The 22081-nt window shown below is 69.7% G+C and carries 16 protein-coding genes; 7 read left to right on the top strand and 9 right to left on the bottom strand.

The window, feature by feature from the left end:
• Positions 1 to 28: 28 nt before the first annotated feature.
• The 5 genes from rpsR to DX914_RS06115 form a co-directional block, all read right to left on the bottom strand.
• Positions 29 to 259, bottom strand: a complete 231-nt coding sequence (rpsR, locus tag DX914_RS06095) for a 30S ribosomal protein S18 (RefSeq protein WP_055899483.1) — start codon at positions 257 to 259, stop codon at positions 29 to 31.
• A 39-nt stretch (positions 260 to 298) separates the two neighbouring features.
• Positions 299 to 727: a 30S ribosomal protein S6 gene (gene rpsF / locus DX914_RS06100; RefSeq protein WP_115858135.1), complete on the bottom strand. Its 429-nt coding sequence runs from the start codon at positions 725 to 727 to the stop codon at positions 299 to 301.
• Between the two features lie 313 nt (positions 728 to 1040).
• On the bottom strand, positions 1041 to 4148 hold the full coding sequence (locus tag DX914_RS06105; RefSeq protein WP_115859148.1) for an efflux RND transporter permease subunit: 3108 nt from the start codon (positions 4146 to 4148) through the stop codon (positions 1041 to 1043).
• A gap of 10 nt (positions 4149 to 4158) precedes the next feature.
• Positions 4159 to 7596: an efflux RND transporter permease subunit gene (locus tag DX914_RS06110; RefSeq protein WP_115859149.1), complete on the bottom strand. Its 3438-nt coding sequence runs from the start codon at positions 7594 to 7596 to the stop codon at positions 4159 to 4161.
• Between the two features lie 87 nt (positions 7597 to 7683).
• The gene (locus tag DX914_RS06115) at positions 7684 to 8826 is read right to left on the bottom strand and encodes an efflux RND transporter periplasmic adaptor subunit (RefSeq protein WP_115858136.1); all 1143 of its coding nucleotides are present in this window, start codon (positions 8824 to 8826) and stop codon (positions 7684 to 7686) included.
• A 342-nt stretch (positions 8827 to 9168) separates the two neighbouring features.
• Here DX914_RS06115 and DX914_RS06120 point away from each other — a divergent pair, with 342 nt between their 5' ends.
• Together DX914_RS06120 and DX914_RS06125 are read left to right on the top strand one after the other, a co-directional pair.
• Complete coding sequence (locus tag DX914_RS06120) at positions 9169 to 9576, top strand: c-type cytochrome (RefSeq protein WP_115859150.1); 408 nt, start codon at positions 9169 to 9171, stop codon at positions 9574 to 9576.
• 11 nt (positions 9577 to 9587) lie between these two features.
• Positions 9588 to 10028: a c-type cytochrome gene (locus tag DX914_RS06125; protein WP_115858137.1), complete on the top strand. Its 441-nt coding sequence runs from the start codon at positions 9588 to 9590 to the stop codon at positions 10026 to 10028.
• 834 nt (positions 10029 to 10862) lie between these two features.
• Here DX914_RS06125 and DX914_RS06130 read toward each other — a convergent pair.
• Together DX914_RS06130 and DX914_RS06135 are read right to left on the bottom strand one after the other, a co-directional pair.
• The gene (locus DX914_RS06130; protein ID WP_115858138.1) at positions 10863 to 12539 is read right to left on the bottom strand and encodes a transmembrane repetitive protein; all 1677 of its coding nucleotides are present in this window, start codon (positions 12537 to 12539) and stop codon (positions 10863 to 10865) included.
• 19 nt (positions 12540 to 12558) lie between these two features.
• Positions 12559 to 13155 carry an NfuA family Fe-S biogenesis protein gene (locus tag DX914_RS06135; RefSeq protein WP_115858139.1) on the bottom strand — a complete coding sequence of 199 codons (597 nt, stop codon included), beginning with the start codon at positions 13153 to 13155 and terminating at the stop codon, positions 12559 to 12561.
• Between the two features lie 119 nt (positions 13156 to 13274).
• Between DX914_RS06135 and DX914_RS06140 the strand changes: the two genes are divergently transcribed.
• From DX914_RS06140 to DX914_RS06150, 3 genes are all read left to right on the top strand, one after another.
• Entirely contained in the window at positions 13275 to 13616 is a 342-nt protein-coding gene (locus DX914_RS06140) for a 4a-hydroxytetrahydrobiopterin dehydratase (RefSeq protein ID WP_115858140.1), read from the top strand.
• A 10-nt stretch (positions 13617 to 13626) separates the two neighbouring features.
• Complete coding sequence (locus DX914_RS06145; protein WP_115858141.1) at positions 13627 to 14046, top strand: energy transducer TonB; 420 nt, start codon at positions 13627 to 13629, stop codon at positions 14044 to 14046.
• A gap of 156 nt (positions 14047 to 14202) precedes the next feature.
• Positions 14203 to 14985, top strand: a complete 783-nt coding sequence (locus DX914_RS06150; RefSeq protein WP_115858142.1) for a TonB family protein — start codon at positions 14203 to 14205, stop codon at positions 14983 to 14985.
• A gap of 31 nt (positions 14986 to 15016) precedes the next feature.
• On the opposite strand, the gene DX914_RS06155 is transcribed toward DX914_RS06150, so the two are convergent.
• Positions 15017 to 15979: an RluA family pseudouridine synthase gene (locus DX914_RS06155; protein ID WP_115858143.1), complete on the bottom strand. Its 963-nt coding sequence runs from the start codon at positions 15977 to 15979 to the stop codon at positions 15017 to 15019.
• A gap of 521 nt (positions 15980 to 16500) precedes the next feature.
• Here DX914_RS06155 and rne point away from each other — a divergent pair.
• Positions 16501 to 19857, top strand: coding sequence for a ribonuclease E (gene rne, locus DX914_RS06160; RefSeq protein WP_115858144.1), 3357 nt, complete (start codon positions 16501 to 16503; stop codon positions 19855 to 19857).
• Positions 19858 to 20342: 485 nt separating this feature from the next.
• Here the strand turns inward: rne and DX914_RS06165 are convergent, their stop codons facing one another.
• Positions 20343 to 20990, bottom strand: coding sequence for a response regulator (locus DX914_RS06165; protein WP_115858145.1), 648 nt, complete (start codon positions 20988 to 20990; stop codon positions 20343 to 20345).
• A gap of 146 nt (positions 20991 to 21136) precedes the next feature.
• Here DX914_RS06165 and DX914_RS06170 point away from each other — a divergent pair, with 146 nt between their 5' ends.
• Entirely contained in the window at positions 21137 to 22042 is a 906-nt protein-coding gene (locus tag DX914_RS06170) for a M28 family metallopeptidase (RefSeq protein WP_158549196.1), read from the top strand.
• The last annotated feature ends 39 nt before the right edge of the window (positions 22043 to 22081 follow it).

Here is a 22081-nt window from a genome sequence, read left to right on the forward strand (position 1 = left end):
CGGTCCGCTACGCGGACCGACCGCTTTTTCAGGCGTTGTGGTTGTCGGTGTACGGGATCAGGGCCAGGAAACGGGCGCGCTTGACGGCCGTGGACAGCTGGCGCTGGTACTTCGACTTGGTGCCGGTGACGCGGCTCGGCACGATCTTGCCGGTCTCGGTCAGGTACTGGCGCAGGGTGTTGAGATCCTTGTAATCGATCTCCTTGACGCCCTCGGCGGTGAACTTGCAGAACTTGCGGCGGCGAAAGAACTTGGACATGGGTATGTGTTCCTAGAAGGTGCGGCCCAGAAGGCGCGATCAGGCGGCTTCGGCGTTGTCGTCGGAGCTGTCGGCGCTGCCGACGGCGCTATCGCTGTCGTCGTCGCGACGGCGGCGTTCGCCACGCTCGGGCTTGTCGCCCTTCTCGTCCTTGAACTTCATGATCAGCGACTGCTCGGTGTCGGCCGCGTCGCGCTTCATGACCAGGTGGCGCAGCACCGCGTCGTTGAAGCGGAAACCGTCGACGAGCTCGTTGAGCACGTTCTGGGTGACTTCGATGTTGAGCAGGACGTAATGGGCCTTGACCAGGTTCTCGATCGGGTAGGCCAGCTGACGGCGGCCCCAGTCTTCGAGACGGTGGATCTTGCCTTCGCCGCCCTCGATCAGCGACTTGTAGCGCTCGATCATGGCCGGGACCTGCTCGCTCTGGTCCGGGTGGACCAGGAACACGACTTCGTAATGACGCATCGTTGTTTCCTTGTGGATGACGGCCCGATCGCCGGGCCGGTTCAGCCCCCCGCCACCGGGCGACGGGTCGCCGGGCGCGGTAGGGCAAGGGGCCCGCAGCGGCGTCAGGCCGTGCGGGAGCCGGAAAGTATGGCAGGGTCAAGGGCTTAGGTGCAAATCGAGGGCTATAGGCTCGCCGCTGGCGCCCTCGGGAGCCGGTAAACCTGCCTGGGAGTGGGGAAATCGCGGCTCACGCCGCTCCCACAAGGGTGGACAGGGGCTCTGGAGCGGCCTGCCCTGCCCCGGGTCCGTGGTCCGGACCCGGGGCTCGGGGTCACTCGGCGTGCAGGGCGGCCACGCTGGCGCCCGGCCGCATGGGCTCGGCCTTGCCGCGGGCGCGGCGCACGATCCGCGCGCTGCCGTTACGCAGGTCGTCGAGGATGGCGTAGATGGTCGGCAGGAACAGCAGGCTGACCAGGGTCGAGAACGCCAGGCCGCCGGCGATCGCGCGCGCCATCGGGTAGTAGGCCGGCATGTCGTCGCTGCTGGCCGTGGACAGCGCGATCGGCACCATCGCCAGGATCGCCGTGCCCATGGTCATCAGGATCGGGCGCAGGCGTTCGCGGCTGCCTTCCACCAGCGCCTCGGTGCGGCTCAGGCCGCGCCGGCGCAGGTTGTTGATGTGCTCGATCATGACGATGCCGTTGTTCACCACCACGCCCATCAGCACCAGGATGCCGATGAAGGACATGATCCCGAACGTGGTGCCGGTGAGCCAGAACAGCCAGAACACGCCGAACACCGAGAACAGCACGCCGCTCATGATCGCCGCCGGGAACAGCAGCGACTCGAACACCGCCGCCATCACCACGTAGATCATGATCAGGGCGATCAGCAGGTTGAACATCATCTGCTGGTTCGCCTCGTCCTCGTCCTCGAACGCGCCGCCCTCGAAGGAATAGCTGTAGCCGGCCGGGAACGACACCGCCTTGAGCGTTTCCTCCATCGCCTTGCGCGCCTCGGGCACGGTGGCCTTGTCGGCCAGGTTGGCCTGGATGGTCAGCGTGGTCTGGCGGTTGGCGCGGCGGATCTCGGTGGCCGCCGGGCGCACGTCCACGTCGACCATGCTCAGCAGCGGCACAGTGCGGCCGTCGGGCGCGCGCACGGTGAACGAGGCGATGTCCTCCACGCCGTACTGCTCGGCGCCGGCGAAACGCACCCACACCGGCACCTCGGTCTCGCCGCGGCGGTACTCGCGCAGCGGCGCGCCGCGCAGGGCCAGGCCGACGAAGCGCGAGACCTCCTGGGCGCTGAAGCCGAACGAGGCCGCGCGCTCGCGGTCCACGCGCACCGCCAGTTCGCTGTTCTGGTCGCCGGCGTCCACGCGCACGTCGCGCAGTTCCTTGCGCTTGGCCAGGATCGGCACGATGTCCTTGGCCACCTCGGCCAGGGTCTGGGTGGAGTCGCCGACCAGCTGCACCTGCACGTTCTTGCCGGGCTGGCCGCCACCGCCGCCGGGCCCGCCCTGATCGCCGATGCCGATGTCGGCGCGCGCGGACTTGGGCAGTTCCTTGCTGATCATGTCGATCAGCGGCTTGGTCGCGCCGGACTCCTTGGTGTCGAAGGTGACGCGGGTGCCCGCGCCGCCGACTTCGCTGTAGTAGGAGTAGACCTGGGTGATGTGGAACTTCTTGCGATTGGCGTCCAGGAACTTCTCCACCCGCAGCACTTCCTCGGACATCTGCTCCTTGGTGTAGCTGCCCTTCCACTGGTAGAAGATGTTGACCTCGCCGCCGTCGTCGCCGCCGAACATGTCGAACTTGGTCTTGGTCATCGGCACCACGCTGATCGCGATGATCAGCACGATGCCCAAGACGCTCCAGCCGCGGTGGGCCAGGGTCCAGCGCAGGAAGGTGGCGTAGCGGCGCTGCAGGCGCGGGATCAGGCCGGTGGTGTTGTTGACCATGGGCGGGGTCTTGAGCCGCGCCGAGATCATCGGGATCAGGCTGACCGCGACCAGCCACGAGGCCAGCAGCGAGACCGAGATCGTGATCGCGATCTGGGCCATGTAGATGCTGAGGAAGTTGCGCTCGCCGAACAGGTTGGGCAGGAACACGATGCAGTGGCACAGGGTGCCGGCCGACAGCGCGATGGCGACATGGCGCGTGCCCAGGATCGAGGCCAGGCGCGGCTGGTCGGGCATCTTCTCGCGTTCCTGGTAGATGCTTTCCACCACCACCACGGCGTTGTCCACCAGCATGCCCACCGCCAGCAGCAGGCCCATCATCGACAGGATGTTCAGGGTCACGCCGGCGAAGTACATGAAGCCCAGGGTCATCACGAAGCAGATCGGGATGGCCAGGGTCACCATCAGCGTCGACGGCCAGTGGCGCAGGAAGAAGAACAGCACCGCGATCGACAGCAGCAGGCCGATGCCGCCGGCCTCGGCCAGCTCCAGCAGCGAGCTGGTCACGTTCTCGCCCTGGTTCTCGATGATCTTGACCTGGATGCCGCGCAGCGAGGGCTCCTTGCGGATGTCCTCGACCTCCTGCAGGGCCAGGCGCGAGACCTCCACCAGGTTGGCGTTGCGCTCCTTGAACACGTCCAGGCCGACCGCGGGGCGCCCGTCCAGGCGCCGGCCGTAGTCCATGCGCGCCGGCTTCATCCGGATCTCGGCGATGTCGCCCAGGCGGGTGCCGTTGTTGCCGATCACCAGCTCGCGCAGCTGCTGCAGGTCGGTGATCTCGCCCACCGGCTGCACCCGCAGGCGGCGGCCGCCGTCGTCGATCTGGCCGGCGGACACGGAGAAGTTCACCGCCTGCAGGCGCGTGGTCAGCTCGTTGAGGCTGAGGTTGTGCGCGGTCAGCCGGTCGGGCTGGATCGCGATCTCGACCTCGTTGGGCGGCGCGCCGGAGACCTCGACCCGGGCCACGCCCGGCAGCCGCTCGATCCGGCGTTTGAATTCGCGGTCGATCAGGTCGTAGGCGCCGGTCAGGTCCATGTCGCCGGCCAGACGCACGCGCAGCACCGGCTGGTCGGTGGTGGAGAACTTGAGCACGAAGTAGCGCTGCAGGTCCTCGGGCAGGTCGGCGCGGATCGCGTCGATGCGCTCGCGCGCCTCGGACGCGGCGATGGCCACGTCGCGGTCCCAGTTGGAGAACTGCATGAAGATGTTGGCGCCGTCGGCCCGCGCGCTGGAATCCATGCGCTTGATGCCGGTCATCGTCGACAAGGTCTCTTCGACCGGACGCAGCACGGTGCGCTCGACCTCTTCCGGGGTCGAGCCGGTGTACGGCATCTGCACGAAGATGAAGGGCGGCGAGACCTCGGGGAAGGCCTCCAGCGGCAGGCGGATCGCCGCGATCAGGCCGACCACGAACAGGGACACGAACAGCATCACCGTGGTGACGGGACGCTTGATGCTGAGTTCTGCGACGCTCATGGTGCGGTCCTCAGGCCTGTTCCGGGCCCAGCGGGCCGTGCGGCGGACCATCCAGCGGCGCCTGATCGTCCTCGATCAGCTCGGCGGCGGCGCGCTGCTCGCGGCGTGCGCGGCGCGCGCGCTCGCGGTAGTGCTCGTCGGAGCGGCGGTCGAGCAGGTCGTACACCACCGGGATCACCACCAGGGTCAGCAGGGTCGACACCAGCAGGCCGCCGATCACGGTGATCGCCATCGGCGAGCGCACTTCCGCGCCCGGACTGCCGAACAGCGGCGCGATCGCCAGCGGCAGGAAGCCGAACAGGGTGCACAGCGTGGTCATGATGATCGGGCGCAGGCGCGAGCGCGCGCCCTCGATCAGGGCCTCGCGCTTGGCCACGCCCTGCTCGCGCAGCTGGTTGACCTTGTCGATCAGGATGATGGCGTTCTTCACCACCAGGCCGACCAGCAGGATCAGGCCGATGAACACCACCACCGACACCGCCGACTTGGTCAGCAGCATCGCCAGCACCGCGCCGACCAGGGCCAGCGGGATGGTGAACAGGATCACGAACGGGTGCAGCAGCGACTCGAACTGCGAGGCCATGACCAGATAGACCAGGAACACCGCCAGGCCGAAGGCGAACAGCAGCGAGTTGATCGACTGCTGCAGTTCCTCGCCCTGGCCGCCGATGTGCATGCGCACGTCGGGCAGCGGGTTCTCGGCGACCATCTGCTGCACTTCCGCCACCGCGCCGCCCAGGTCGATGCCGCGCAGGTTGGCCGAGACGATGGCCACGCGCACCTGGTCGGCGCGGTGGATCTCGCTGGGGCCGGTGGTGGCGACCACGTCGGCGACCGCATCCAGGGTCACCGGACGGCTGCTGCCGGGGTTCACGATCAGGCGGCGGATGCTCTCCACCGACGCGCGGTCGGCTTCGCGGGCGCGTACCAGCACGTCGATCTTGCGGTCGCGGAAGCTGTAGCGCGTGGCCACGTCGCCACGCACCTTCTTCACCACCACGTCGGCGATCTGGCGCGTGGTCAGGCCCAGCGCGCCGGCGCGTTCCTGGTCGAAGCGGATCTGGATCTCGGGGAAGCCCTGCTCCACCGTCGACTTGACGTCGGCGTAGTGCGGGTTGGCGCGCAGCATCGCGGCCATGCGTTGGCCGGCGCGCTGGATGGTCTCCACGTCCTGGCCGCGCAGCTCGATTTCCAGCGGCGTGGAGAACGAGAACAGCTCGGGGCGGCTGAAATCGACCTGGGCGCTGGGGTGGCCGCGCATGCTCTCGCGCAGGCGCTCGGTCTCGGCGGCTTCGACTTCCTTGCTGCCGCCGTCGGCCATGACCACGCTGAGCTTGCCGATGTTCTCGCCGCTCTCGGTGGGGTTGGCGTCCAGGCGCGTGCCGCTGCCGCTCACGCCGAACAGGGCATGGATGCCCGGGTCCTTGGCGTGCTTGGTCTGCAGCTCGCGCACCAGAGCGTCGGTCTCGCGCAGCGGCGTGCCCGGCGGCAGCTTGACCGTCATTTCGAAACGGTCCTGGGCCAGCTGCGGGATCAGGTCGGCGCCCAGCAGCGGCACCGCCGCCAGGGTCAGGGCGAAGGCCACCGCGGCCGAACCCAGCACCAGCCAGGGCCGGCGCATCGCGCTGGGCAACAGGCGCAGGTAGCCGCGCTCGGCGCGGCCGTAGGGCGCCATGGCGATGTCGCTGGCCTTGCGCATGATCGGGCCGATCACCGCGGTCAGACCGCGCCAGATCCGCACCACCGCCCAGGCCAGGCCGAAGAACGACCAGCGGCCCACCACGCCGGCGCCGCGGCCGGCCGCGGCCAGCGGCTTCTGCAGCTTGGACTGCGGACGCCATTCCGGATGCCCTTCCTCTTCCGGGAAGGCCATCGGCGTGCGGTCCTTGAGCGCGCTCAGCATCGGGATCAGGGTCATCGACACGATCAGCGAGATGCCGATGGCCAGGGCCACGGTCAGCGCCTGATCGCGGAACAGCTGCCCGGCGATGCCTTCCACGAACACCAGCGGCAGGAACACCGCGATGGTGGTCAGGGTGGACGCGACCACGGCCATGCTGACCTCGCGCGTGCCGACGATGGCCGCCTCGAACATTCCCAACCCGCGTTCTCGCGCCTTGGCGATGCTTTCCAGCACCACGATCGAGTCGTCCACCACCAGGCCGGTGGCCAGGGCCAGGCCGCCCAGCGACATCACGTTCAAGCTCAGGCCGAACTGGCCCATGAAGAAAAAGGTGGTGACGATGGACACCGGCAGCGACAGGCTCACCACGAAGGTGCTCCAGCCGTCGCGCAGGAACAGGAAGATGATCAGGATCGCCAGCACGGCGCCGATCACGCCGTCCTTCTTGACCTCGCTGATCGAGTGACGGATGAACTGCGACTGGTCGTCGATGACGGTCAGTTCGACATCGCCGGGAATCTGCGACTTGATCTGCTCCAGCCGCGCCTGGATGGCGTCGGCCGTGGCCACGGTGTTGGCGTCGCCTTCCTTATAGATGGCCAGCTCCACCGCCTCCTTGCCGGCCAGGCGGATGATCGCCTCGCGCTCCTTGTAGCCCTGGCGCACCTCGGCGATGTCCTTCAGCCGCACCGGCTTGCCGCCGGCGACCGCAGCGCTGGAACCGGAATTGGCGCTCTGCACCGAGGCCGCCGCGGCCATCGCCGCCGCGTCGCCGCTGGAGGCCGCGATCGCCGCCATCTGCGCGGCCGCGTCGGCCGCGGCATTGCCGCCGCCGCTTTGCGTGGTGACCAGCATCTCGCGGATTTCCGGCACGCTGGCGAACTGGTTGACGGTGCGCACCAGGTAGCGCTGCGAGCCCTCTTCCAGGCGGCCGCCGGAGATGTTGATGTTCTCCTGCTGCAGGCGCTGGATGACGGTGTCGATGGGCAGGTTGAGCTGGGCCAGCTTCTGCTGGTCCAGGTCGACCTGGATCTCGTCCTCCAGACCGCCGCCGACCTTGACCGCGGCCACGCCTTCGACCGGCTCCAGCTTCTTCTTCAGATCGTCGTCGGCGTAGCGGCGCAGCGTGGTGAGCTGGCGCACCGAGTCGCCCTCGCCCTTGGCCGACAGGGCCAGGCGCAGGATCGGCTCGGTCGAGGGATTGAAGCGCAGCAGCACCGGGGCCTTGGCCTCCAGCGGCAGCTGCAGCACTTCCATTTTGTCGCGCACCTCCAGGCTGGCCTGGTCCATGTCGGTGCCCCAGGCGAACTCGAGCACTACGTCGCTCTGGCCGGTGCGCGAGACCGACTTGAGCTTGCGCAGGCCCTTGACCACGCCCACCGCTTCTTCCACCGGCTCGGAGATCAGGGTCTCGATCTCCGACGGCGCCGCGCCGGTGTACTCGGTGCGCACGGTCAGGGTGGGATAGCTGAGGTCGGGCAGCAGGTTGACCTTGAGGTCGCTGAGCGCGATGAAGCCGAACAGCACGAAGCTCAGCGTGACCATGAACACGGTCACGCGGCGCCGCACGGAAAATTCGACCAAGTTGAAGGAGCCGCCTTCGGAAGCTGGGGTCACGTCGGGTCTCCGCGCTTACTGCTTCGGCTGTTCGGTCTTGGGCTTGTCGGCCGCGGCCACCTGCTTGGGCGCGTTCTTGCCGATCAGCTGGACCAGGGTGCCGTCGCGCAGCGCGGTCTTGCCCGCGATGACCACGCGGTCGCCCGGGTTCACGCCGCCGCGCACCTCGGCCCATTCGCCGTCCAGGTAGCCCAGCTTGACCGGCACGCGCGCGGCCTTGTTGTCGCTGCGGATCACGAACACGGCCGGATCGCCCTCGTCCTCGAGCAGGGCGATGCGCGGCACCACCAGCGCGTCGGCGCGGTTGTCGTAGTCGATGCGGATGCGGCCGAACATGCCCGGCTGCAGCAGCTCGCCGCCTTCGAAACTGCAGACCACGCGGAAGGTGCCGCTGCCCGAATCCACCACCGGCGCGACGCGGTCGACCACGCCCTGGAAGCTCTTGCCCGGCAGCGCGTCCACCTGCATCTGCACCGGCTGGCCGGCCTTGAGGATGGCCAGCTCGCGCTCGGGCACGTTCAAGATCGCTTCCAGGCGCGAGGTGTCGACGATGCGGAAGATCGGCGTGTTGATCTGGACGAAGTTGCCGGTCTTGATCGAGCGCGAGGCGATCACGCCCGAAATCGGCGCCTGCACGTTGGCGTAGGACAGCTCCAGATTCGCCAGGCGGTTGGCCGCGCGCGCGTTCTCCAGGTCGTAACGCAGCTGGTCGTTGTCGTTGGCGCTGAGCAGGCGCTGCTCGGCCAGCTGCTTGGAGCGGGCGTAGTTGGCCTCGAGCTTGCGCATCTGCGCGCCGGTCTGGGCGGCCTGCAGTTCGGCGCGGGCCGAGTCCAGGCGCACCAGGGTCTGGCCGGCGCTGACCCGCTGGCCTTCCTCGAACATCACGTTCAAGGCCACGCCGGAGGTCTTGGCGACCACCTGCGACTCGGCGCGGGCTTCCAGGGGAGCGGTGCCGGTGTAGCTGGCGGCGATGGCCCGGCGGCTGGCCTGGGCGACCTCGACCGGCACGGCGTCCGGCGCCTTCTGCTCGCCGGCCTTGGCCTGGGCCTCGCCGGGCCCGCCGCCGCCCTTGCAGGCGGTCAGGGCCAGGGCGCAGGACAGCGCCAGAAGAGCGACGCGGGCGACCCCGGCCTTGCGATTGCTGGTGTTTTGAAGCATTTCAGACGACCCCGTGGCTGAATTTATGCGCTAATTTTGCGTAGCGACCGGCCTTTGTGCCGGTGTTGTATATAGGTATATCACCCACCCCGAAAATCGCATCCGCCGAAGGTCATGGTGACTGCCGCCATGCCCGCGCACGCGCGTCCGGTATCCGGGACAACGCATCGCGTTTGCGGGACCTGCCAGCGGGTAGCGGCATGCCCGAGACTACGATGCGTGCAAGGACGACTTCGTTGCATCCGCATGGCGGGCTATACTTGCGGACTTATGCGCGGTCGCGACCGCGCCCAGCCAGCTTCAACCTATTGCTAGCCACTCGAGATTGCGGACTACGACATGATGCGACCGCTGACGATCGCTGCCTGCTTCGCCCTCACCATCGCCGCCGCGCTGGCCGCGAACGCCGAGGACAAGGCTCCGGCCACCGCCACCCCCGCCGCTCCGGCCGCGGCCACCGCCGCTCCGGCGCCCGCCGCCAAGCCTGCCGCGATCACCGGCGACGCCGCCAAGGGCCGCCAGCTGACCTACACCTGCCAGGGCTGCCACGGCATCACCGGCTATAAGAACGCCTACCCGAACTACCACGTTCCCAAGATCGTCGGCCAGTCGTCCGAGTACCTGAGCAGCGCCTTGCACGAATACAAGAAGGGCACGCGCAAGCACCCGACGATGCAGGCCCAGTCGCAGAGCTTCTCCGACCAGGACATCGCCGATATCGCCGCCTTCCTGTCGACCGCGAAGAAGTGAGCAGACGCCCCATGACGACCAAGCACCTCGCCATCGCCCTGTTCGCCGCCCTCGCCGTCGCCGCCTGCTCGCAGGGCGACACCCCGGCCGAGCACTCCGCCGCCGACCGCGCCGAAGGCCACACCTCCTCGTCCTCCGGCCTGCCGGCCGGCCGCATCGCCATCGGCGAGCAGCTGGCCAGCGACAAGAAGCTCTCGGCCAGCGGCCAGGCCTGCGTGGACTGCCACGGCGCCGAAGGCAACAAGCCCATCGACGGCCTGACCCCGAAGCTGGCCGGCCAGTACCACGACTACCTCGCCCACTCGCTGCAGATGTACCGCGACGGCGACCGCGAGCATTCGCTGATGTCGACCCAGGCCAAGGGCCTGAACGACCAGCAGATCGCCGACCTGGCCGCCTACTTCGGCACCCGTCCGAACAGCCAGCTGCAGGACCTGCACAACGTGCATTGATCCGCTGCGGATCGGCATGAGGAAAAGGCCCGCACGAGCGGGCCTTTTTCGTTGGCGCCCCCCGCTCCGCTTTGGGGTAGGAGCGGCGTGAGCCGCGACCGCGCCAATGGCAAACCGGCGCGGCATCGATGCACGAAGACGTGGGGCTAAACCGGATGCGTCACCCACGCCGCACGCCGCACATGGCGGTCGCAGCTTACGCAGCTCCTACCCCTGGAAGCGAGACAGCGGCCTCGGACGATCGTGGCGTAGGCGGCGATGGCTCCCTGTAGGAGCGGCGCAAGCCGCGACCGCGTCAGCGGGAAACCTGCGCAGGGCCCGATGTGCGAGCGCGCGGCGGAGACGACGAACGCTTAAGCTCTCGCCGCACGCCGGATATGACAGTCGCAGCTTGCGCAGCTCCTACCCCTAGAAGCGAGACAGCGGCCTCGGCCGATCGCGGCGTAGGCGGCGATGGCTCCCTGTAGGAGCGGCGCAAGCCGCGACCGCGTCAGCGGGAAACCTGCGCAGGGCCCGATGTGCGAGCGCGCGGCGGAGACGACGAACGCTTAAGCTCTCGCCGCACGCCGGATATGACAGTCGCAGCTTGCGCAGCTCCTACCCCTAGAAGCGAGACAGCGGCCTCGGCCGATCGCGGCGTAGGCGGCGATGGCTCCCTGTAGGAGCGGCGCAAGCCGCGACCGCGTCAGCGGGAAACCTGCGCAGGGCCCGATGTGCGAGCGCGCGGCGGAGGACGACGAACGCTTACGCTCTCGCCGCACGCCGGCTATGACAGTCTCAGCTTGCGCAGCTCCTACCCTCGCCAGACGAAACGGCCGCCCCGACCGGCGCGCCCTACCCGCCCGGCGGCGGCTTCACGCTGCCGTTGTCTTCCTGCAGCTCGGGCTTGAACGGCACGTCCGGCGGCGGGCGCGCGATCGCGGGCTGCTCGTTGAGGTTGGGGTCGTTGATGCTGCAGGCGCCGCCCAGGGCCAGAACCGACACGCTGCAGACGATTTTCTTGGTGGTGCCCGGAATCGGGATATTCACTTCCTTGATGCTGCGCCGCACCCATTCCTGCAGCAGGTTCTCGTTGGGCAGCCAGTACTTGTCGAACGACGTCGGCTCGTAGTCGTTGGGCTTGCGCCGCAGCCAGGTGCCGGCGCGGTCGATGTTCTTGATTTCCTGGGTGATCGTGCCCGGCGGCATGCCCGGCGAGGCCGAGCCGGGCTGTTCTGCCAGACGCACGCTGCCGTCGCTGTTGTAGATGCCCGGGGTCACGCCGCGCTGCCCGCCGGGCGTATTGCGGGTGGAATCGCCCCAGTCGTCGCCGCGGCGCGGCGTGGGGAAGCTGCCCGGCGCCGGCGTGGCCTTGGGCCCGGCGCCAGCCGTGCCCGCCGCCGGACGCGCACCGCTGGATTGCGGCGTGCCGGACGTGCTGGGCGCGGCGGCCGAAGGCGCCGCACTGGACGGCGCGGCCGCCGGCGCGCTGGCGCTGGCCGCGGCCTGGCTGGCGCCGCGCGGCGTGGGCACGTCGCGTGTGCGCACCGTCGGCGTGCTGGAACGCAAGGTCGGCGCGGCCGTGGTCGGCGTGGGCAGCTCGCGCACCGGCGCGCGCGGCAGCGGCGCCGGCACTTCGCGCGCGGCCACCTCGGGCACGCGCGAGCGCAGTGCGGGCGCGGCCAGTTCGCGCTGCGGCAGTTCGCGCGCGATCGGCTGCACCGGCTCGGCGATGTCGGCCTGGCGTACCTGCTGGCTGGGCGCGGACAGCTCCGGCGCGGCGATCGCGGTCTCGGTGCGGCGGCGCGTGGGCGGCAACACGAAGGCGGTGGTTTCCTGGCTGGGCACCGGCTCGCTCACGGCCACCGGCTGCTCCACCGTCGGCGGCGGCAGCTGCGGTTCGGGCACCTCGCGCTGCGGCACGTCCGGCACCGCGGCTTCCAGCGCGGGCGTGGGCAGCGGCGGCGAGGCCGCGCTGGCGGTGGGCGCGCTGGCGGCGTCCTGCGGTGCGGGCGCCGGCGTCGCCGGCGCAGCCGCTTCTGAGGGCTGTTCGCTGGGTCGGTCGGGGCCGCCGCCGGGTTCTTCCGGCGTGCCCACGCCCACGTATTCGACCTGGACCACGGTCTCGCCCTGCGGCGGCGGCGCCGGGTTGCCGAGGAACTGTAGGTACATCAGCCACAGCAGCAGGCCGCCGAACAGCAGATGCCACAGCAGCGTGGTCGCCACCGCGAACCAGTGCACGCCGCGGGTCTCGCGGCCGGCCGGCTGCCATTGCTGGCGCCACAGGGTGGCGAAGGCCTGCCAGCGGTTGAGTTCGCCCGTGCGCCTGGGCGCCTGCGCCAGCGGCCGCTCCGCAAGCAGGTCGACCAAAGATTGCGCGGGCGCGCCGACCACCTGACCCGGGCGCTGGGCCATCGCCGCCAGCCACTCGGCCCAGCCGGGCGGGAACTCGCCGGGCTTGGCCGAATCGCGGCGCAGGGTCAGCCGCAGCCTGCGCTGCACGGCTTCGATCAGTGCGGCGGCGGAAACCATCTACGACGCCGCGCCGGGCTCAGGCCGCCGTGTCGCGGCGGATGTAGGGCGCGTCGCCGCTGTCGTGATCGGTGGCGTCGCGCACCGCGGTCACCCCCGGCACCTGGCTCATCAGGGTCTTTTCGATGCCCTGCTTCAGGGTCACGTCGGCCATGCCGCAGCCGTGGCAGCCGCCGCCGAAGCGCAGCACCACCACGCCCTCGGCGGTGACTTCCTGCACCGAGACGTGGCCGCGGTGCTGGGCCAGCTGCGGGTTGATCTCGTGTTCGACGGTCCAGGCCACGCGCTCCACCAGCGAGGCCGAATCGGCCGGCGCCTCGCCCTTGATCTTGGGCGCGCGGATCTGCAACTGGCCGCCGGTGGCCTTGGTTTCGTAATCGATCTCGGCGCCATCGAGGTAGCGCACGCTGGCCGCTTCCAGCCACAGGGTGAAGCCGTCGCAGTCGACCGCCCATTCGTCGCCGCTGAGGTCGCCGGGTTCGGCGAACTCCAAACGCACGTCCGCGCGCGGGGTGCCGGCATGCACGGCCGACAGGCGCACGCCCAGCCCGGGCAGCGCCTCGCGCTCGATCAGCTTGCGGAAGTGGCTCTGCGCGGATTCGGAAATGTTGATCATGGGGCTATTCTAACGGGGTCCGTGTCGCGTGCAGCCGGCCGCAGCCCCGCCGCCGCCGCCGATGCGCGTTCCATTCATACAACGCCGGCCGCGCCGCGCCGTGCACCAGGAGCAGGCCCATGAACGACCTCATCCCCCTCGCCCAGGCTCATTGCCTGGCCCGCCGCGGCAGCGAGCACAAGCTCAGCGAGGCGCGCGTGCGCGAACTGCTGCCGCAGGTGCCGGGCTGGGAACTGGCCGAGGACGGCCACGCCCTGCTGCGCACCTACCGCTTCGACGACTACTACCGCACCATGGCCTTCGTGAACGCCCTGGCCTTCATGGCCCATCGCGAAGACCACCACCCCGACCTGAGCGTGCACTACGACCGCTGCGTGGTGCGCTATTCCACCCACGATGTCGGCGGCCTGAGCGAGAACGACTTCATCTGTGCCGCCAAGGCCGACGCCCTGATCGCCTGAGGTCCGCCCCATGACCGCCACCTTTCGCCGTGCCCTGCCCCTGGCGCTCGCGCTGACCGTCGCCCTGTCCGCCTGCCAGAAGACGCCGGCGCCCGCGCCGGTGCGTTCGACCGAACCGATGGCGGTGCACACGCCGCCGCCGGTATACCCGATGGAACTGGGCTGCGAGGACATCGGCGGCCAGGTGGTGCTCAAGGTCACCATCGGCACCGACGGCAAGCCCAGCGCGATCAACCTGCTGCGCAGCAGCCAGAACAAGACGCTGGACGATTCGGCCGTGGCCGCGGTGCGCGGCTGGACCTTCCGCGCGGCCACGCGCAACGGCCAGCCGGTGCCGATCAGCATCCAGGTGCCGGTGACCTTCACTCCGCCGCAGGTGCGGCCGGAGTCCTGTTTCGTGTACGACGAAGAGAAGAAGAACAAGCTCTGAGCCCCTCGTGCCGGCGGCCTGGCAGGCACGGCCTGCCGCAAAGTGCGCGCCGGCGCTGCGGCGCGCGGCCGAAACGCGGCACAAATCGGCGATGATCGTGCCCGCGCCGCGACCGCGGCGCCCGGCACACACCGAGACCTGGGGAGGCCTCGTTACATGCAACTCCGTTCGACCCGCCGCGTGCGTCCGGCGCTCGCGCTTGCCCTCACTCTGCTGTCGCTGGGTGCCTATGCGCAGGATCCGCCGGCTCCGCCCCCGCCGCCACCCCCGCCCGACTGGGACGGATCGCCGCCACCGGCGCCGCGCGTGGTCGATCCGAACCTGCTCCAGCGCGACCCCAGCATCAAAAGGCCGATGCGCGTGCGCTATCCCCAGGCCGAGGCCTGCATGGGCATCAGCGGCACCGTCGTGCTGGTGCTGACGGTCGGCGAACAAGGCCAGGTGCAGCAGGTGCAGATCGAACGCAGCTCGCGCAATCGCACCCTGGACCGCGCGGCGATGAATTCGGCGCGCGAGATGGAATTCTCACCGGAAATCTTCAACGGCAAGCCGGTGGTTTCGCGCTCCCGCCTCCCGGTGGAGTTCGCATTGCCCGACGCGCCGCTGCAAAGCTGCAAGTACGTGAGACTGGCCTTGGTCGACGCCCAGGGCGCCGACCAGCCGACGCCGGCGGCCGGCCAACCCCTACGCGCGAAGATCGGCCTGTACGTGCCCGCACGCCTGGAGCTCAGAGCGGGTCTGCGTCGCGACGTTGCGCAGAGCAACGGCGGCGTGCTGCCCATCGTGCATGAGGAGATCCTCAACTTGGAACGGCCCGAGCGCGCTGAGCTCAGCAGCATCGACTTCGTCACGCCACAACCGTTGACGGCCGGCAGCTATGTGCTGGAGATCCGCGTCGACGGCGAACTGCGCAACACCCAGCGAATCAAGGTGCGCTGAGCGCAGTGGCACAGGCGGCGCTTGCCGCGGCTCAGCCGCCCAGCCGATCCAGCACGTCCACCAGCTCCGGCGCCAGCGGCGCATTCAATAGATACGGTTCGCGCCCGCCATCGAGCGCGAACTCCAGGGTCGAGGCGTGCAGGAACAGCCGCTTCAACCCGGCCTGCTCGCGCAGGCGCTTGTTCGCCTCCGGCTCGCCGTACTTGTCGTCTCCGGCTACCGGGTGGCCGATGTGCTGGGCGTGCACGCGGATCTGGTGGGTGCGCCCGGTTTCAATGCGCACCTCGCAGTAGGATTGCCCGCCGCGCCGCTCCAGCACCTTGAAGTGGCTCAGCGAGGGCTTGCCGTCGCGGTGGACCTGCACATGGCGCTCGCCGCCCTGGCGCAGGCCGATGTGCAGGGCCGCGTCCACGCTCATCACCCCGTCGGGCAGGCGTCCGGTCAGCATGGCCAGGTAGCGCTTGGCGATACCGCCGTCCTCGCGCATCAGCGCCTGCAGTTCGGTCAGGGCCGAGCGCTTCTTGGCCACGATCAGCAGGCCCGAGGTGTCGCGGTCCAGCCGGTGCACCAGTTCCAGGGTCTGGCCCGGGCGCAGCGCGCGCAGGGTCTCGATCGCGCCGAAACTGATGCCGCTGCCGCCATGGCTGGCCACGCCGGAGGGCTTGTTCAGGGCCAGCAGGCGCGCGTCCTCGAAGACGATGGCCGCGTCCAGGGCATCCATGAAGCCCTTGGGCGGCGCCGCTTTTTCTCCCTGCTCGCTGAGACGGACCGGCGGAATGCGGACCTCGTCGCCGGCCTCGAGCTTGCGTTCAGCCTTGGCCCGGCCCCCGTTCACGCGCACCTGGCCGGAACGGACCAGCTTGTAGATCAAGGACCTGGGCGCGCCCTTGAGTTGCCCGAGCAGAAAATTGTCCAGGCGCTGGCCTTCGCGGTCGTCGGGTACGCGAACGGTGCGGGCGCCGGCGCCCGGGTTGGAAGCGGTTGCGGAGGTCATCGTGGAAAGCGTTATCTGTTACACTCGCGACGCGAGATAAGGTTTTGATTTCGCTGGGAGTTGTTCGGCAGGTCGCGCCAGTGGGGCACGACCGCCGAAGACGGGCCGAAAGCCCAACCCGGCGATTCCGGTCCGCGTCTAACCACTGCCCACGGGGCAGCCATGTTAGCAGCGACGGTCCGGCGGAACCCGCCCTCGCCCGGTGGTCCGTCCTCAGGTCGGCGCCATCGCGATGAACACGACCCGTGCGACGCCAAGGCCGGCAAAGCCCTGGCGGGCGCCGGGACCCCGCCCCGCGCGACGTTCGCGTCGCCGGTTTCGAAAGTCAGGCTTAGATAAGAAAGAGAGCGCTCCCGCGGCATGCCGTGGTGTCGTAGCGCTGGTAGTGGAAGCCTCCCCGGCGCGTGCCGGGCGCGCAGCGGTCCGCCGCTTGCCGCCGCACGAACCGCGACGGAGGGGCTTCGGTTCCCAGACGAAACGCCATGGCGTTCCGCGCGGTAGAGCGCGCGAGGAACGCAACAATGAAGCGCATGCTGATCAACGCGACGCAGGCGGAAGAACTGCGCGTCGCTATCGTCGACGGACAGAACCTGTACGACATCGACATCGAGCAACCGGCCAAGGAACAGAAGAAGTCCAACATCTACAAGGGCCGCATCACCCGGCTCGAGCCCTCCCTGGAAGCGGCCTTCGTCGAATACGGCGCCGAGCGCCACGGCTTCCTGCCGCTGAAGGAAATCTCCCGCGACTATTTCCAGTCCGGGGTCGACCACAACAAGGCCGGCCTGCGCGAGCTGCTGCGCGAAGGCCAGGAAGTGGTGGTCCAGGTCGATAAGGAAGAGCGCGGCAACAAGGGCGCGGCCCTGACCACGTTCATCTCCCTGGCCGGCCGCTACATGGTGCTGATGCCCAACTCGCCCACCGCCGGCGGCGTCTCGCGCCGGATCGAGGGCGACGACCGCGCCGCCCTCAAGGAGGCGATGGACAAGCTGGCCATCCCCGACGACATGGGCGTGATCATCCGCACCGCCGGCGTCGGCCGCGACGCCGAAGAGCTGCAGTGGGACCTGGACTACCTGCTCCAGGTCTGGAAGTCGATCGCCGAGGGCGCCCTGAGCAAGCCCTCGCCGTTCCTGATCTACCAGGAATCGCGCCTGATCATCCGCGCCCTGCGCGACTACATGCGTCCGGACATCGGCGAGATCCTGGTCGACACCGACGAGATGTACACCGAGGCGCGCGAGTTCGTCGAGCAGGTCATGCCGCACAACCTGCGCAAGCTGAAGAAGTACGGCGACGACACCCCGCTGTTCAACCGCTTCCAGATCGAATCGCAGATCGAAAACGCCTACGAGCGCACCGTGCGCCTGCCCTCCGGCGGCGCCCTGGTCATCGACCAGACCGAGGCCCTGACCGCGGTGGACGTGAACTCGGCCCGCGCCACCAAGGGCGGCGACATCGAGGAAACCGCGTTCAACACCAACCTGGAAGCGGCCGAGGAAGTGGCCCGGCAGATGCGCCTGCGCGACCTCGGCGGCCTGGTGGTGATCGACTTCATCGACATGTCCTCGAACAAGCACCAGCGCGAGGTCGAAAACCGCCTGCAGCACGCCCTGCGCCAGGACCGCGCGCGCGTGCAGATCGGCCGCATCTCGCGCTTCGGCCTGCTCGAGCTCAGCCGCCAGCGCCTGCGCCCGTCGCTGGGCGAGTCCAGCCAGATCGTCTGCCCGCGCTGCGACGGCCACGGCCGCATGCGCAGCGTCGAGTCGCTGTCGCTGTCGATCCTGCGACTGGCCGAAGAGCACGCGATGAAGGAGAACACCGGCCAGGTGCTGGTGCAGGCCCCGACCGAGATCGCCAACTACCTGCTCAACGAGAAGCGCCGCGCCCTGAGCGAGATCGAAAAGCGCCACGACGCGCCGATCGTGATCGTCGCCGACGAGCAGCTGCACACCCCGCATTACGAAGTCACGCGCATCCGCGAGAACGAGCTCGGCGAGGAATCGGCCAAGCCCAGCTACCAGCGCGGCACCCCGCGCAAGCTGCCCACGCACGCGCTGACCAAGGCCCATCTCAACATCCCCGATGCGCCGATGGTGACCAACGTCAAGCCCGCCCAGCCCGCGCCGATGCGCGAGCCGCGCGAGGAGCCCGCGGTCGCCGTGGCCGCCGCCCCCGTCGCGGTGGCGGTGGCGCCGGCACCGCAGGTGGGCGTGTTCGGCCGCATCCTCAACTTCTTCCGCGGCGAACCCGCGGTCCCGGCCGCGCCGGCTCCGGCCGCGCGCACGCAGGATCCGCGCGGCGGCCGTAACGACCGCGGCGACCGCAACGGCCAACGCCGCGACGGCCGCAACGATCGCAACGACAACCGTGGCAACGGCAAGGGCGGTCGCGATGGAGGCCGCCGCGACGAACAGCGCCGCGAGGGCAAGCCGCAGCAACAGCAGCAAGCCCAGGGCGGCCAGCAGGCGGGCCGCAACAAGCAGCAGGATCAGCAGCAGGGCCAGGGCAAGCAGCAGAACAACGGCCAGCAGCAGAACCAACAGCAGCAGAAGCAGGCCCAGGGCAAGCAGCAGAACAACGCGCAGCAGAACGCTCAACAGGGCGCGCAGCAGCAGCAAAACCCGAAGCAGGCCGGCGACGAAGCCCGCACCCAGCAGCAGGCGCAGGGCGGCAACGCACCGCGTCCGCCGCGCGAGCCCAAGCCCGCCGCGCCCAAGCCTGAAGCGGCCAAGCCCGAGACCGCGAACGCCGCAGCCGCTGTAGCGGCCGCACCGGCCGCCATCGCCGCCGCCGCGCTGCCCGCTGCCCCGTTGGAAGCCGCCGACGCCAGCGCCAAGCTCGAAACCGATGCCGCGCTCAACGCCAGCAACGAAAACGGTGCGCCTGAAGGCGCCGCGGCCGATGCCGCCGGCGAAGGCGGCGGTCGCCGCCGTCGCGGCCGTCGCGGTGGCCGCCGCCGCCGTCGCGGTGCGGGCGAAGCCGGCGCCGCCGGCGAGGCCGCGCTGCACGACGACGTGCTCGGCGACGACGAGGACGATCTGGGCGACGAGCCCGGCGCCGCGCCGACGCCGGCCGCCACGCGTTCGCAGCCGGAGTTCGACTTCGACGACGATGCCGCCGCTCCGGTGGCGCCGCAGCCGACGTCCGCGCCCGCCGCGGCGCAGCCGGTCGCAGCCGCCGTTGCCAGCGTGGCCGCCGCGGCGGCCGCGCCGGTGAGCGCGCCGGGCGCCGCAGAGGCGGTGCGTGTGCCGGTCGCCGAGCCGGCGGCCGCTACCCAGGCCGAAGCGGTCGAGCCCGTCGCAGCCGCGCCGGTCGTCGAACCCGCCCCGGCCGTGATCGCCGCGCAAGCCGCGGTCGCGGCGTCGGAACCGGTCACGCCCAAGCCCACGCCCACGCTCGAAGCGCAGCCGTTCCAGGCCAAGCCCCTGGAGACCAGTGCGCCTTACGAAGCCAAGGCCTTCGAAGCGCCCAAGCCGTTCGAGCCCGCCAAGCCGTACGAGGCGCCCAAGCCCTTCGTGCAGACCGCTGTGGTCGCTCCGCAGTACGCGCAGCCGGCCGCGCCCAAGCCCGAAGCGCCCAGTGCGCCGGTGCAGCCTGCTGTGGTCGAGCCTGCTGTGGTCGAGCCCGAAGTCGTGCCCGCGCCGGCCGCGGTGGAAGAGACCGTCGTCGAGCCGGCGGCCGTCGTTCCGGCCGCACCCGCGCCGGTCGAAGCCGCCCCGGTCGACAAGACCGAGCCGCGCGGCGAAGCCGACACCCTGCCCCGCACCGGCGGCCTGTTCGACCACGTCCCGCAGCCGGCCGCAGCGGACGCGGCGGTGGAAGGCGAGGCCCAGACCGACGAAGGCGAGCGCAAGGACGACGCGCGCAACGGCTGATCCCGCTACGCCGACGTAACGAAACGGGCCGCGAAAGCGGCCCGTTTTTTTGTTGCTGTCCCTTCTCCCGCTTGCGGGAGAAGAGCTTGCCCTCGAGTGCTTGTATCGGGGGCGCGCGGAGGGCGGATGAGGGCGCGCCATGGCGCGGCTAGCGGCGCAAAAGGCCACCCCGCGCGCCCTCACCCCAACCCCTCTCCCGCGAGCGGGAGAGGGGCAAAACCAAACGCGGTCCCTTCCCTTCTCCCGCTTGCGGGAGAAGGTGCCCGGAGGGCGGATGAGGGCGCGCGACGGCACGGCTAGCGGCGCAAGTTGGTTAGCCCGCGCGCCACAACCCACACCCCGGCCCGACCGCATAGCGGTCGGGCGTTCGGTGCAGCGCGAGCCAATGGCTCGAAAACGCTGCCCCTCACCCCGCAAGCGGGTGAGGGGCTCAAGGCATGCTGTCTATTCCTACTGCTTGCGGGAGGAGGACGGGTTCAAGCGCCCTAAATCGCGCTAGCCGGATCCGCCAACCCATACTGCCCCGCCAACCTGGCCAGCGCGATGGTGTCGACGATGCCCAGCTTCTCGAACAAACGCGTCTTGTGCGTGTTGACCGTCTTCGCGCTGAGGCTGAGCTTGCGCGCGATCTCTTCCTGGCGCAGGCCCTGCACCAGCAGCAGGGCGATCTCGACCTCGCGCGGCGACAACTGGTCGAACGGCGAATCGCCGCCGTCCACCTTGGCCAGGGCCAGGTTCTGCGCGATCGCGCTGGCCAGGTAGCGCTTGCCGCGCGCCACGTCGCGGATCGCGCGCAGCAGTTCGCTGGCGTCGCCGCCCTTGCCGACGTAGCCCGACGCGCCGGCCTCGAGCAGGCGCTTGGGCATCGGCCCGTCCTCCAGCACCGAGACGATGATGACGCGGGTGCCGTGATCGCCCTTGACCACGCGTTCGGTCACTTCCAGGCCGCTGTAGCCGGGCAGGTGCAGATCGCACAGCACCACGTCGGGCTGCAGACGGCGGATTTCGGGCAGAGCGAGCTCGCCGCTTTCCGCGTCGCCGACCACTTCGATGTCGGTTTCCGCCGTCAGGATCATGCGCATGCCGGTGCGGACCAGCGCGTGATCGTCGACGAGATAAACGCGTATGGTCATGCGATCCTCAAGGCCATCCTGAAGCCTGTTGCGGGCGAGGCTACGCGGCACGCCTGCACCGCGCAAGCCGCCGCGAACCAATGGCACATCCGGTCATTGCCGGGGCTATGCAAACTGCATTCACTACGCTTGGCAAAGGAATCCAAATGCTGTTCAAAAGCCGCCTGACCGCCGTCGCCATCGCGGTCGCCCTCGCCGCCTGCGCGCAAACTCCCAAGCTCGATCCGAACCCGCCCGCGCCCCGCGTGGACGCGGCCGCGCAGCCGGCCGCGGCGGCCTGGCTGGCCGACGTGGTGGCCATGTCCGACGCCGCCGACGCGCAGGCGCGGCGCGATGCGCTGCAGCAGCGCATGCGGGGCCTGGGCTTGCAGTGGCAGGGCGTGCCTTTCGCTTCGGGCGAGCACCAGGGCGTGAACCTGCTGGCCGACGTGTCCGGCGATGCCGCCGCGCCGTTGCTGCTGCTGGGCGCGCATTCCGACAAGGTCGAACATGGCCGAGGCGCCACCGACAACGCGTCCGGCTGCGCCACCGTGCTGGCTCTGGCCGAACGCTTCCGCCGCGAACCGCTGCGCCATCACCGCGTCGCGATCGCGTTCTGGGATCTGGAAGAACTCGGCCTACTCGGCGCCAAGGCCTACGTGGCCGACGGCAAGACCAAGCCCGCCCTGTACGTGAACTTCGACGTGTTCGGCTGGGGCGATACCTTGTGGATGATGGCGCCCGACGCGGCCCAGCCTTTGGTCGCGGCCACGCAAAGCGCCGCCGACGCCGCTCAACTGGGCCTATCGGCCGGCGACAAGTACCCGCCCTCGGACCACCTGCCTTTCATCAAGGCCGGCTGGCCGGCGGTGTCGTATTCGCTGATCGGCGCGCCCGAGATTCCGCTGATCCTGGACGCCTACGCCGGCAAGAAGCCCAAGGCGCCGGCCAAGGTCATGCAGGTGATCCACAGCGACGCCGACACCGTCGGCCAGATCGAACCCGTGGCCGCCGCGCGCGGCGTGGATGCGATCGAACAGGCGCTGCGCGCCTGGGACGCGCAGTCGAAGTAAGCCCTGGCGCCGCCGCTCCCGCCAAGGGAGCGGCGGATC

The sequence above is a fragment of the Lysobacter silvisoli genome, assembly GCF_003382365.1.
Classification (GTDB): Bacteria; Pseudomonadota; Gammaproteobacteria; order Xanthomonadales; family Xanthomonadaceae; genus Lysobacter; species Lysobacter silvisoli.

What these genes read in the sequence shown, in the direction of transcription:
- DX914_RS06150 (WP_115858142.1), top strand. Translation starts at nt 14,203, where the DNA reads ATGCAACTCCGTTCGACCCGCCGCGTGCGTCCGGCGCTCGCGCTTGCC.
- DX914_RS06120 (WP_115859150.1), top strand. Translation starts at nt 9,169, where the DNA reads ATGCGACCGCTGACGATCGCTGCCTGCTTCGCCCTCACCATCGCCGCC.
- rne (WP_115858144.1), top strand. Translation starts at nt 16,501, where the DNA reads ATGAAGCGCATGCTGATCAACGCGACGCAGGCGGAAGAACTGCGCGTC.
- rpsR (WP_055899483.1), bottom strand. Translation starts at nt 259, where the DNA reads ATGTCCAAGTTCTTTCGCCGCCGCAAGTTCTGCAAGTTCACCGCCGAG.
- DX914_RS06155 (WP_115858143.1), bottom strand. Translation starts at nt 15,979, where the DNA reads ATGACCTCCGCAACCGCTTCCAACCCGGGCGCCGGCGCCCGCACCGTT.
- DX914_RS06165 (WP_115858145.1), bottom strand. Translation starts at nt 20,990, where the DNA reads ATGACCATACGCGTTTATCTCGTCGACGATCACGCGCTGGTCCGCACC.
- DX914_RS06145 (WP_115858141.1), top strand. Translation starts at nt 13,627, where the DNA reads ATGACCGCCACCTTTCGCCGTGCCCTGCCCCTGGCGCTCGCGCTGACC.
- DX914_RS06125 (WP_115858137.1), top strand. Translation starts at nt 9,588, where the DNA reads ATGACGACCAAGCACCTCGCCATCGCCCTGTTCGCCGCCCTCGCCGTC.
- DX914_RS06110 (WP_115859149.1), bottom strand. Translation starts at nt 7,596, where the DNA reads ATGGTCACGCTGAGCTTCGTGCTGTTCGGCTTCATCGCGCTCAGCGAC.
- DX914_RS06135 (WP_115858139.1), bottom strand. Translation starts at nt 13,155, where the DNA reads ATGATCAACATTTCCGAATCCGCGCAGAGCCACTTCCGCAAGCTGATC.
- DX914_RS06115 (WP_115858136.1), bottom strand. Translation starts at nt 8,826, where the DNA reads ATGCTTCAAAACACCAGCAATCGCAAGGCCGGGGTCGCCCGCGTCGCT.
- DX914_RS06140 (WP_115858140.1), top strand. Translation starts at nt 13,275, where the DNA reads ATGAACGACCTCATCCCCCTCGCCCAGGCTCATTGCCTGGCCCGCCGC.
- rpsF (WP_115858135.1), bottom strand. Translation starts at nt 727, where the DNA reads ATGCGTCATTACGAAGTCGTGTTCCTGGTCCACCCGGACCAGAGCGAG.
- DX914_RS06105 (WP_115859148.1), bottom strand. Translation starts at nt 4,148, where the DNA reads ATGAGCGTCGCAGAACTCAGCATCAAGCGTCCCGTCACCACGGTGATG.
- DX914_RS06130 (WP_115858138.1), bottom strand. Translation starts at nt 12,539, where the DNA reads ATGGTTTCCGCCGCCGCACTGATCGAAGCCGTGCAGCGCAGGCTGCGG.
- DX914_RS06170 (WP_158549196.1), top strand. Translation starts at nt 21,137, where the DNA reads ATGCTGTTCAAAAGCCGCCTGACCGCCGTCGCCATCGCGGTCGCCCTC.